Source organism: Bacillus sanguinis (genome assembly GCF_018332475.1).
GTDB classification, from domain to species: Bacteria; Bacillota; Bacilli; order Bacillales; family Bacillaceae_G; genus Bacillus_A; species Bacillus_A sanguinis.
The window spans coordinates 1-11,116 of record NZ_BOQB01000011.1 but is presented as its reverse complement, the minus strand read 5'-3'; the positions used below and the strand labels follow the sequence as shown (position 1 = coordinate 11,116).

Here is an 11,116-nt window from a genome sequence, read left to right as displayed (position 1 = left end):
ATTGTACATTTTTGCAATAACTACATTATATTCGGGTATTACTAAAATAGTTGGTCCCGTAATTCCTAATATTTGATACGATCCTTTTGGAACGTGTTCACCAAGTTCACTTAATTTTGTAGGTTTATTTTGAACGAACCAAAACAAGCCATTTTGCGGTAGATCTTTGTTTTTAAATGTAGGGCTCTGCAAACTTGTAGCAATTTTTATAACTTCTTTTGGAACAATTTGTTTAGCATGTATCATACCTTGATTTAGATGAAGATTGCCCCACTGTGCAAATTCTCTAGCTGAGACAAACAGATTTTTTTCAGTACCGTCATCTAACGTACCAATTTCACTAATCGCGTCTTCATTTGGATTATTAACAACGTCAACTAAATTTTTATCTTGCTGAACTCTCCAACCTGTTTCTTGAAAATTAGCAGGTTTAAACACACGCTCTTTTAATAATTTTGGAAAACTTTTATTATATAGCTGATAAATAAGACGTGTCATCATTCTTACATTAATATCTCTATACGCCCATGCTTGTCCAGGTTCAAATTCACGAAAAATTGTTCCGTCATCCGTTTCTCCTAATCCGTGCGAATGTGTTACTAAATGTCTTATCGTTGTTTTACCAAGCAATGCAGGATCAAAGTCTTTAAAATATTTTATCGCTTCCTCATCAATAGAGATTATTTTCCCCTCATAAAGCGCGTATGCTACCATTAAACCTAAATAACTTTTTCTAGCAGAAGCAACATTGAACTGTGAAGATGCGGTTACTTTTTTATTAGTCGATGTATTTGAGTGATACCCACTATAATGCTCTAGTACAATTTTGTTATCTTTTATAATACAAAGTGCTGTTGCAGAACAATGATTTTTTTCTTTTATATTCTCTACCCAAGAAATCAACTTATCGTACGTATACAAATAGATCCCCCTAAGCACAAATAAAAATTACAGCATAAAAGAAAAGTATAAAATAGTATTTACACCTTTCTTTCATGCTAAATATTATTGATTTTCTATACTTAAATGATCCACCAGTTCCAGCAGTTAAAACAACCGAAACATCCAGCGCATCCTACACAACGTCCACCGCAACCTCCACATCTTCCGCCGCCACATCCACCACAGCGTCCACCACAACCTCCGCATCCGCCGCAACGACGTGCATCATCTTGAATGTAATAGTATGGATATTGATTTTGTTGCAGTTGATCCCAATACACAACATTACCAGATTGATAATCATTAAGATTTAACGATTGTAGTTCTTGTTGAAACTGATTCATTACGAAACCCTCCATTTATAAAAATAAATTCCGTCCCAATGTTAAAGTTCGTATATTTTTGCAAACAAACTAGAAACAAGACTATAGACTAAATGCGTACATCAACAAAATATGAACTTACACTAGGTGATGTACCTTGTTTTTTAGCCTATTTTCTTAATCTTCTTTCAGTGGACGAATTTATTTTTAATAGAGGTGTTTAAAAATTACTAATCCAACAGTTTAGTAGTTCTTCACTTAATTTTCTTTCTAGTAAATCTTTAACTGAAGGCGCTGGCATGATTTTATATGTGTTTAAAGCTTCTTGATTATAATCTATCCAGCGAAACGCCAAATGTACTTCTTTCGATTTTGGTATGAAATCAATATGTAACTCTTGCGAATCTACTTCAAAAACGTGATTGATTTCATGGTGAAGCACTTCTTTATCTTGCCACTGATTTTCTATAACTCCTAAAAATTGTTTTATACTACAATTTACTCCGAGTTCTTCTCGCAGTTCTCTTATTAATGCATTCTCAGCTGATTCGCCAATTTCAACATGACCACCTGGTAAAAAATAATGATGGCCAATATATTCAGCTACTAACAATTTATTATCCTTAATCATTACCGCTCTTACAATATGATGAAATTTATTTTTCAATTGTTATTCCTCCCAGTCATTTAATATAGAGGTGATATAAATCATAGGTGTTTCATACGGGTGAATTTCGTTAATCACTTCAAGTGTATCCTTTAAAAGGTGATGCAACGTCTAGCGGTCCACGAAACTATAGGAAAGACAATGGTCATATTTTCCCGTTTTACAAGCCCCAATTCTATTTAGTTCATTCCGTAGTATCTCAATGTATTCTTCAGGAATAAACACTTCGATTTTCCCTCCCGAAAATTGCATCTTTCCTTTCACACCTTTAATTTATAAATATTTAAACGAATAAACGATATACTTGCTCACCATCATAATCATGTCCCAATGGTTGAAAACCGTAACGTTCATACAGTTTCTTTGCAGAGATATTATCTTTATGTACTGTTAATCTAATTTCTTTACACGCCCTATATGTATTTTTTATTAAGTAAATACTTTCTTGTAACGCCGCTTTTCCATAACCATTCCCTTGCTGCTTTTGATCGATAATAAAACCGTTTATCCAATACATATCAGTTGTCTCTTTTACAACAGCATGCATAATAAAACCAACCATTAGATCACCGTCGTATATCGCAAATGGTATGTACTCTACATTATCACCATCTGGTTTTATATATACTTTAGCAAGTGAAACTGCTACGGATGGAACAAATACCCTTTGATCCTCTTTAACTTGTAATTGTAATGCATCCTCCCAATTCTCTCTCATAACAACCTTTAACTGGACATTCAATATTGTAAGCTCCTTTATAAAGAGAATGTATTTACATATTCAACGCAGTGAAATAAATCCCTGTTTCGATTTCTAAAGTTAATTGGTTACGATATGTGCTAAATTGTTATCACAAAATAAAAGCTACTTTGTTGAATTACAGTACTCTGCACTTTGTATTTCTTTCTTTAATGATACATGTGCAATGAAAACACCAAGTATAGTAATTCCCCCGCCAATTATTGAAACAAAAGTCGGTACTTCACCTAACCATACCCAAGCTATAAAACACGCAGTTACCGGCGTTAAATATAGAGAACTTGTTGCCTCGGAAGCACCAGAATGAGATATAATATAGGCCAATGCAATATACGGGAGTACTGTTGGAAACAAACCTAAATATATAACGCTCAAATTAACTTCAAGAGGAGCTGCTAGTATTTCTTGATACATTCCCGGTAAGAAAATAAGCATACATACCGTACTAGATAAAATTGTATATATGGTAAATGGCAAGAAGCCGTACTTTTTTAAGTAAGGTGTTTGGAAAACGAAAAATAGGCTTTCTGAAATCGCTGCTAATAATATAAATACTCCCCCACTATTTAATTGAATAGCATCTCCTTGACTAAATGATATAAAAGCAATTCCTATAAAACTAATTACACCACCGATCCAACCATTTAATTTTATTTTTTCATTCAAAAAAACAGAAGCAAGAATTGCCGTTACTATAGGTGTGACTGAAATAATTAAACTTGCAGATCCAGCATTTACTGTTTTTTCACCGTAGTTTAATGCAATGTGATAAAAAGTAAATCCTAAAGCACCCAATATAAAAATTGCTGGGATATCCTTTAAATCAGGTAGTCGTAGTTTGTATATAAAAGAAAACACTAAAAGTATAAATGAAGCAATTAATAAACGTAGTAAAGTCAGATGCTCAGGCGTATAAGATTCAAGCCCCATACGAATTGCTGGAAAAGCAGATCCCCATATAAGAATCGTAAAAACGTGAGCACATATAATGCGTAAATCCCATTTTTTATTATGCATGTTGTCTCTCCCTCCCTAATAAACAAACCATTTTTAAATTACCAATTATTTCTTTTCATCATATTTAATAGTTGATACAATGTCTTCAACCAGTTTTTTATCGTAAAAACCAACCACTTGGCATTTTTCAAGTGAACGAAGGAGTTTTTTGATGACAACTAGTAAAAAACTGCCTAAGTATAGGCAGATAGTAGACTATATGAAAGAAAAAATTGAAAATGGAGAATGGCCAATTGGAAGTAAGATTCCTAGTCAAAGACAGTTAGCCAAATTATTTCATGTGAATCGAAGTACTGTAATAACTGCGCTAGATGAACTTATGGCTGATGGATTGATTCAAGGGAAAATTGGAGCTGGAACAATTGTAACGAATAATACATGGTCATTATTAGCGACGAATCCTCCGCCCGATTGGAGTGAATATGTAAAGGCAGGTATTCATAAACCAAGCAAGTTAATGGTACGAGAAATAAATGAAGCAGAAGCAAATAACAAACTTCTCCATCTAAGCAAAGGTGAACTTGCTCCTCATCTTTTTCCGTTAGAAACAATGCAGTTCATTATGAAAAAAGTAAGTGAGGAATTAGATTATTTCGGATATGAGGAACAAAAAGGGTTTTATCCGTTACGTGAAGCAATAAGTACATACGTAAAATCATTCGGAATACATACATCACCGGGTTCCATATTAATCGTCTCGGGTGCATTACAAGCATTGCAATTAATATCAATTGGTCTTTTACATAGAGAGTCAACCATTTTACTTGAACAACCTTCTTACTTATATTCACTTCATGTATTTCAATCAGCAAATATAAATCTATCTGGTATATCTATGGATCCTCACGGTATATTACCTAACGAGTTATTAAAACGAATTAAATACAGTCAGAAGAAAAATATTTTATATTCAATTCCTTGTTTTCAAAATCCAACAGGCATATTAATGTCTAAAGAGCGGAGAAAAGAAATATTAAAAATATGTGAAAAGGAACAGTTACCTATTATTGAAGATGATATTTACCGCGAGTTATGGATTGATGCACCACCCCCAGCTCCTTTAAAATCAAGGGATAAACATGGACATGTATTATATATCGGTAGTCTCTCTAAGACGCTTACCCCAGGACTTAGAATTGGATGGATTATCGGTCCAGAACCTGTTATTGATAGATTATCAGATATAAAAATGCAAACAGATTATGGATCAAGCTCCTTATCCCAAAGAGTTGCTGCTGAATGGATAAATAAAGGATTTTATAAGGAACATGTAGCGAACGTAAGAATTAAACTAAAAGAACGAAGACAAATAATGATACGAGCTTTACATAAGTATTGTGCAGATATTGCCACCTGGGATATACCTAGTGGTGGAGTTTTTATATGGCTAAAGGTAATACCTAGCATTCCGATGAAGAAATTATTTTCAGAGGCACTATCAAAAGGAGTTCTTTTAAACCCAGGACGTATATATGAAGAAGAATCAGACCGGCATATTCGTTTATCATATGGATATGCTTCTTCAGAGCAAATGACTAACGGGATTAAATTGTTGAGTGAATTAATTCGTAAGCTAACGGCATAACAAAAACTCCTCTTTTCCTATAGAGGAGTTTTTATGTATCTTATTTACCACAATCTCATTTCCTGTCCTAATAAAATAAGTGCTTCATAAGGATCCCCGTTAATGTTTAATACTTGAGCAAAAGCAGGCTCTGTTTTTAAACCGTTCTCTTTTAAGCGAAGAATTTCTTCCCTTATATGGGGATGCTGCATTAATAGCATGTGTTCTACTATCATATGTCTATACGCATTTTGGTTACGCACTGGCTTAGGTTGGGCAAATAATTCAAAATCAAAACCTTCAAATTTAAAATTCACCTTTATTGATTCAGTATTTTTAATTTTTTTCTTTTTTATTTTGAATCCTTCATATGAACCATATAAAGATCTCATTTCCTGTTCAAAAACATCAAAGTTATGTACTTCCATTACAATATCTAAGTCAGATTGAAGAGTATCAATTCTTATAGGGATTGTCCCGCAAAGAACAGGACTATACAAAGCTAAATCCTCCATTATGTTCAATGTATTCAAAACATCATATACTTTTTGTTGCTTGTCATTCCCTGATTGTAAATATGTAATAGATGTAAACATGGAAGTCTCTCCTTCATTTCAACATATTAACGTGAATAAACAATACGTTTCAACTTTTCTCCTATACTGCAATACTATAAAAATAAAAAAGGAGGAATTATTATGAGCATTTTTAACATTCTTTTAACCATCCATATATTATTTGGAACAATATGCTTAATTACCGGTATTTTAGCGATGGTTGCTCAAAAGAAGAAAGGAAAACATACGGAATGGGGTGAAATATATCATGCATCCTATGTTGTGATCACCCTTACTGCAATTATATTATCCATTATAAACTGGGATACAATCGCATATTTATTTTATGTAGCAATTTTCTCTTATGCTTTTGCGATTTATGGCTACCTTGCACGAAAAAAACGTTGGAAAAATTGGCTTCATCACCATATTAGAGGTATGTTAGGCTCTTATATCGGTGCTGTTACCGCACTTTTAGTAAATATCGGTATTCATATTCCCTTAATTAATTTACTGCCACCTATATGGTTTTGGTTTTTACCTACATTAATCGGTATTCCTCTCGTAGCCAGTTTATCAAAAAAATATAAAAAGCGTAGTTAAAATTCATTACAATTTCGTTACTTTCTGATGATTAATATAAAAATCATACTCAATGTAATATTTTATTAACAAATTCAAATTCATAATGCTTTAAGTTCGTCACTTAGAGATAAATAAAAAGAATCCAATAAAAATATTGGATTCTTTTTCGGCTTTTATTTCAATATCAGCTCTATGCATTCAATGATGTTACCATTTGGACCACAAACTATCTTTGTATACTTATTTTTTTGCCTCAGTGATAATTACACCATTATAATTTAAGATTGTAATAACGAATGTAAACGATCCGGGTAATTCGTAAACATCCCTTCAACTCCCCATAAAAGTAACTTTTTCATATCTTTTTCATTATCTACAGTAAATGGATGAACTTCTAATCCATGTTTCTTTATTCTCTTTACATAAGCTGAATCAATATATTTATAGTTCATCCCAAGACCGATGCAGTATGTTTTATACTTTTTTATCTCTAATTCAGTTAATTGTACTGCCTTTTTGTAAGGTAGTAATTGGACTAGAGGTATATTAACATGTAAACTATGTAGCTTTTGCAAACTTTCTTCACTAAATGATTGAATAATAACTTTATCCTGTATTTCATAGTGATTGATAATTTCTAATAACTTTTCTTCCATTCCTGGATATTCATCAGGTGATTTGGTTTCAATATAATAGTTCGCGTCATGCCCAAACACTTCAATTACTTCTTCTAGTGTTGGAACTTTAGCATTTTCATATTCTTTCTTTGCTAAATTTGGATACTTTTTATTGTAAGTAGAACCTGCATTTAATTGCTTTAATTCCTCTAATGTATGTTCCTTAACTAGCCCTGTACCATTTGTAGTACGATTTACTGTTTCATCATGCATAGCTACTAAATGTCCATCTTTTGTCATTTGAAGATCTATTTCTATATAATCGCCTTTTAATTGTTGTCCCAATTTATAAGCTGCTATTGTATGTTCCGGCGCATACGCAGAAGCGCCTCTATGTGCAATATTTTTTATATAATTTGATTGATTAATAGCTTTCGTGTACTTAAGTTCATTTACTTTATGTAAAACAAAAGTACCTATTACTATAAAGGTGCAAAGTATTGTAATAATATATATTTTTTTCATAATGATGTATTTACTCCTACATGTAAGCAATTTGATTCGGATAATTTATTCAAATAAATGTCGATTTTCAAATACAGTCATTTGTCCAACAGATTGAAAACCGGCCTTTTTATAAATACTAATCCCATCAGCTGAAGCTTGTAATACACATTGAGCAACGTTTAATCCCTTTGCTTCTTGCAGCAAGTAATGAAACATAGTAGAGCCAAATCCTTTTCCTCTCTTTTCTTCTTTCGTTGCTATATCATAAATACCAATACTATCTAGTGTACATACTAATGAACCAACCGATACGACTTCATCTTTATAAAGTCCTAAGTACAGTTTCATATTTTCACTATTCCATAAATGGGAAGAAGTAGTTTGATTGTAGAATTCTTGTACGTATTTCCCTTCCTCTGATGTACCAAATAGACTAGCTAACGCTTCTCCAAACTTTTTAATTTGTCCTGACGAAGATGCTTTTTGTATCTCAAAACCTTCTGGCATGTTTATTATTGGAAGTATTGTATGTAAGTTTGCTACCATCGCGATATTTTGTTCTGCTTCTTTTAAGCCAAGTTTTATTAATTCGCTTTTTATAGTCTGCTTATGCTTATCCTCCCAAAACCAAACACTCATTGGAAATTTCTTTTGATTATAGTTGTTTACCACCCTATATAATTTCTCAATACCTTCCGTTACATCATTGTTTAATAAAGTAATGATATTAAATGTATCTGCAGGTAAACCACAGTCGACAGCAATATAATCCTTCGTTTCTTTTACATTCATTCCATGTACCTGTCGCGCAATATATGACGTTTTATATGTGAAGTTATCTATTAATAACTGTTTATAATTCATTCGTTTTTCTCCTTTCATAAAAATTCGTATTCGAATCATTCAGTATTAAATATAACATATATGAAATGTGCCTATTTCTATAAAAATAGCTCTATACATCACTCTTTTTCCCCTAAAAGAATTAAAAATGATATAACGTTGTCGGAATGAAAAAAGTGGTATATAATAAATATTAACATTACTAGTAATTATTTTAGGTATTCCTAGAATAAAGGAGCGATACATATGAAAATTACTATTTATTTCGGAAGTCATGAAGATCAAGATGTTCGTACTATGGACTGTCATTTAGATGTAGAAGATACAGAAGAGATCGTCTCTGTATCATAATATAAATTGTATGGATGAACCCTCTTCCCTACAGCATTTAAGACACCTTTTATAGGTGTCTTTTTTGTTGTTTTTTTCGTCAAAAATCCTTTACTTTATAGCGTTTTAATAGTAAAATATAAATATACGAACAAACGTTCTTTTTATTTTAATTGTACATGAAGGGATGATTTTTACAATGGCTCAAGCAAAGCGCAGAGGAAGAAAAAAGCAAACACCTATCATTTCAAATACAGGCTTTATCGGCTCTGTCTTTATTGATACATTGGAGTTACAAAAGAAATCCTATTATTTCGCTCGTAAAAAACTTCAAATTGTTCATCACGTACTTGATGGCCTCTCTGGGGCAACAAGTTCTCTATTTAAAGAACATAACATTTCAGCATATATGTCATGTGTGTATTTACATAAACAAAAGAAAATCGGCTTTGTTCTTTCAACGAAACCATTTGAACAAAGTGACGGTGTTGCTTATTTTGTAAATTATTTAATCGAAAAGAATTTTTACGGTAATGATGAAGAAGTAGAATATCAAGAAGTATTTAATACAGGTTTTATCGGTGTAGTATTCGCTGATTTATGTAGCATAGATCGCTTTAATTTCGAGTTTGAAATGGGTATGTTAACGAAATTAATGAAAGATATGATTATTCCGGTTAAAGAACTCTTTTTACGCCACAATATACCGGCCTACATCTCCACTTCTCATTTAGAAGAACAAAACAAATTAGGTTTCGTTTTATCTGTCAAACCATATGATGAACGTGCAGAAGCAGATTTATATTTTGAGGCGTATTTAAAAGAACGCGGGTTATTTATTGGTGATGAAGAAGACGATATTGATAAGATTGTTATTAGAAAAACAGCTGAATTACGATAGATAAGCGCAGGATGATGATCCTGCGCTATTTCGATATTATTTAATTACGTTCAACACTATACCCTTTTGAATGAATTTCTAAATTCAATTTATTTGAGTAAGCCTGATTTAAAATAAGAAATACGATCCCTCCTCCAATTGGAAGCGTGTAGGATGGAATATGATTTAATAATAGACCTGATAATGCCAGTGCTATCGGCTGCATCAGTTTACCTAAACTTAATCCAATACTAAGCACTCTGCCCCTATATTCATCTGGAATCTCTCTTTGCATAAAATAAATTAAAGGGATATCAATTAATGCTATCATTAACCCTAAAAAGAACATAATGGCGCAGTACATAGTCACAAATACAATTTTATTTACTTCAATACTTTTAAATAGAACAGGTGCACCTGAAACTATCATAAAAATTGCCACCATAAAACTTATTTTTTTCAATAGATAGGAATAAGAAAAATGATTCGTTATCTTTTTTACTATTATTGCACCAACTATCATACCTATTGGAAAAGTCCCTTGGATCAAACCAAAATGTTTAGAACTAAGATTGAGAACTGTATTCATAATGTATGGCAATGGAACAGTTACAGCAAATCCTAGGAAAAAATTAAGTGAAATTAAAATACGAAACATATTTTTTAAGCTTTCCCGCTCCATTAAATAAGAGTATCCCTCCTTTATATCTTTAATAAAATTAATTTCCCTTATTGAACATTCCTTATTTATGTATTGCTCGCACAATTTAAAGTTGATAAACAATATGGATATAGCCGAAAGGATAAATGAAATACCGTTAATAATTATAAAAGTTTTCATATCAAAGACTGCAAAAACAATGCCCCCTAACATAGGCCCTAGAATTAAAGATATAGAATCGATAATTTTACTTATAGAGTTAAGACTCATTAGTCTCTCTTTAGAGACGATATTTGGTTTTGCAGCCTCTAAACCTATTCCAAAAAATGTTGTAAATACTGTCATCAGAAAGGTAGTAGTATAAATGATGAATAAGTTTAACCCATAATAGTTGCTTAATATATAAACAGTTATTAATAAGCATCCGCTTAGTACATCCATACAAACGACGAGTTTCTTTTTATCAACCTTATCAGCAATTACACCGGCAAATGGATTCATAACAATCATTGGAATCGTTCCTAAAATAAGCGTAATCGCGAAATTTAAAGCCGATCCGGTTATTTGTAATACATACAATCCTAATGCGAAACTATAAATAGAGCTACCGAATATTGATACGGTTTTTGCAATTGAATATAAACAAATATTTCTTATTTCTTGGTTGCTTTTTTTATTTTCTATATGTAATCGTAAACTTGCCATAACTTTTTCCCCCTGCCTAATTTTGTGTTACGTACATTGTAAGTTCTTGGGTCAACCCAATCGCAATATGGACGATTTGAATAATTTTAAGGGGAAATAAATAAAAGATGGGGTTAACCCCATCTTTTTCCGAAAAATGAATATGTATAAATTTCTTC

12 protein-coding genes and 1 pseudogene are annotated in these 11,116 nt (G+C 32.0%); 3 read left to right on the top strand and 10 right to left on the bottom strand.

The features are described from left to right. The 6 genes and pseudogenes from KI369_RS01325 to KI369_RS01300 form a co-directional block, all read right to left on the bottom strand. The coding region (locus KI369_RS01325; protein WP_212954832.1) for a serine hydrolase domain-containing protein at positions 1–921 on the bottom strand (921 nt) is incomplete at its 3' end. A gap of 101 nt (positions 922–1,022) precedes the next feature. Next, on the bottom strand, positions 1,023–1,286 hold the full coding sequence (locus KI369_RS01320; protein ID WP_060486806.1) for a heterocycloanthracin/sonorensin family bacteriocin: 264 nt from the start codon (positions 1,284–1,286) through the stop codon (positions 1,023–1,025). A 199-nt stretch (positions 1,287–1,485) separates the two neighbouring features. After that, positions 1,486–1,932, bottom strand: a complete 447-nt coding sequence (locus KI369_RS01315; protein ID WP_212954831.1) for an NUDIX domain-containing protein — start codon at positions 1,930–1,932, stop codon at positions 1,486–1,488. A gap of 3 nt (positions 1,933–1,935) precedes the next feature. Continuing rightward, a pseudogene (locus tag KI369_RS01310) lies at positions 1,936–2,184 on the bottom strand (cytochrome C biogenesis protein). A gap of 31 nt (positions 2,185–2,215) precedes the next feature. Then, positions 2,216–2,674, bottom strand: a complete 459-nt coding sequence (locus tag KI369_RS01305; RefSeq protein ID WP_212954830.1) for a GNAT family N-acetyltransferase — start codon at positions 2,672–2,674, stop codon at positions 2,216–2,218. 123 nt (positions 2,675–2,797) lie between these two features. After that, a complete protein-coding gene (locus KI369_RS01300) occupies positions 2,798–3,709 on the bottom strand; it encodes a DMT family transporter (protein ID WP_212954829.1) in 912 nt (303 codons plus the stop codon). Positions 3,710–3,857: 148 nt separating this feature from the next. On the opposite strand from KI369_RS01300, the gene norG reads away from it, so the two are divergent. Beyond that, positions 3,858–5,294 carry an efflux pump transcription regulator NorG gene (norG, locus tag KI369_RS01295; RefSeq protein ID WP_483297926.1) on the top strand — a complete coding sequence of 479 codons (1,437 nt, stop codon included), beginning with the start codon at positions 3,858–3,860 and terminating at the stop codon, positions 5,292–5,294. 44 nt (positions 5,295–5,338) lie between these two features. Here the strand turns inward: norG and KI369_RS01290 are convergent, their stop codons facing one another. Beyond that, positions 5,339–5,869, bottom strand: coding sequence for a DUF4269 domain-containing protein (locus tag KI369_RS01290; RefSeq protein ID WP_212954827.1), 531 nt, complete (start codon positions 5,867–5,869; stop codon positions 5,339–5,341). 102 nt (positions 5,870–5,971) lie between these two features. On the opposite strand from KI369_RS01290, the gene KI369_RS01285 reads away from it, so the two are divergent. Beyond that, a complete protein-coding gene (locus KI369_RS01285) occupies positions 5,972–6,433 on the top strand; it encodes a DUF2306 domain-containing protein (protein WP_212954826.1) in 462 nt (153 codons plus the stop codon). A 260-nt stretch (positions 6,434–6,693) separates the two neighbouring features. Here KI369_RS01285 and KI369_RS01280 read toward each other — a convergent pair whose 3' ends face one another. Both KI369_RS01280 and KI369_RS01275 read right to left on the bottom strand, forming a co-directional pair. After that, entirely contained in the window at positions 6,694–7,557 is an 864-nt protein-coding gene (locus KI369_RS01280) for a glycerophosphodiester phosphodiesterase (RefSeq protein WP_212954825.1), read from the bottom strand. Between the two features lie 45 nt (positions 7,558–7,602). After that, positions 7,603–8,403, bottom strand: coding sequence for a GNAT family N-acetyltransferase (locus tag KI369_RS01275; protein WP_212954824.1), 801 nt, complete (start codon positions 8,401–8,403; stop codon positions 7,603–7,605). A gap of 496 nt (positions 8,404–8,899) precedes the next feature. Between KI369_RS01275 and KI369_RS01270 the strand changes: the two genes are divergently transcribed. After that, positions 8,900–9,613, top strand: a complete 714-nt coding sequence (locus KI369_RS01270; RefSeq protein WP_212954823.1) for a hypothetical protein — start codon at positions 8,900–8,902, stop codon at positions 9,611–9,613. A gap of 40 nt (positions 9,614–9,653) precedes the next feature. On the opposite strand, the gene KI369_RS01265 is transcribed toward KI369_RS01270, so the two are convergent. Beyond that, a complete protein-coding gene (locus KI369_RS01265) occupies positions 9,654–10,958 on the bottom strand; it encodes an MFS transporter (RefSeq protein ID WP_212954822.1) in 1,305 nt (434 codons plus the stop codon). Between the last annotated feature and the right edge of the window lie 158 nt (positions 10,959–11,116).

What these genes read in the sequence shown, in the direction of transcription:
- KI369_RS01320 (WP_060486806.1), bottom strand. Translation starts at nt 1,286, where the DNA reads ATGAATCAGTTTCAACAAGAACTACAATCGTTAAATCTTAATGATTAT.
- KI369_RS01300 (WP_212954829.1), bottom strand. Translation starts at nt 3,709, where the DNA reads ATGCATAATAAAAAATGGGATTTACGCATTATATGTGCTCACGTTTTT.
- KI369_RS01290 (WP_212954827.1), bottom strand. Translation starts at nt 5,869, where the DNA reads ATGTTTACATCTATTACATATTTACAATCAGGGAATGACAAGCAACAA.
- KI369_RS01285 (WP_212954826.1), top strand. Translation starts at nt 5,972, where the DNA reads ATGAGCATTTTTAACATTCTTTTAACCATCCATATATTATTTGGAACA.
- KI369_RS01280 (WP_212954825.1), bottom strand. Translation starts at nt 7,557, where the DNA reads ATGAAAAAAATATATATTATTACAATACTTTGCACCTTTATAGTAATA.
- KI369_RS01275 (WP_212954824.1), bottom strand. Translation starts at nt 8,403, where the DNA reads ATGAATTATAAACAGTTATTAATAGATAACTTCACATATAAAACGTCA.
- KI369_RS01270 (WP_212954823.1), top strand. Translation starts at nt 8,900, where the DNA reads ATGATTTTTACAATGGCTCAAGCAAAGCGCAGAGGAAGAAAAAAGCAA.
- KI369_RS01265 (WP_212954822.1), bottom strand. Translation starts at nt 10,958, where the DNA reads ATGGCAAGTTTACGATTACATATAGAAAATAAAAAAAGCAACCAAGAA.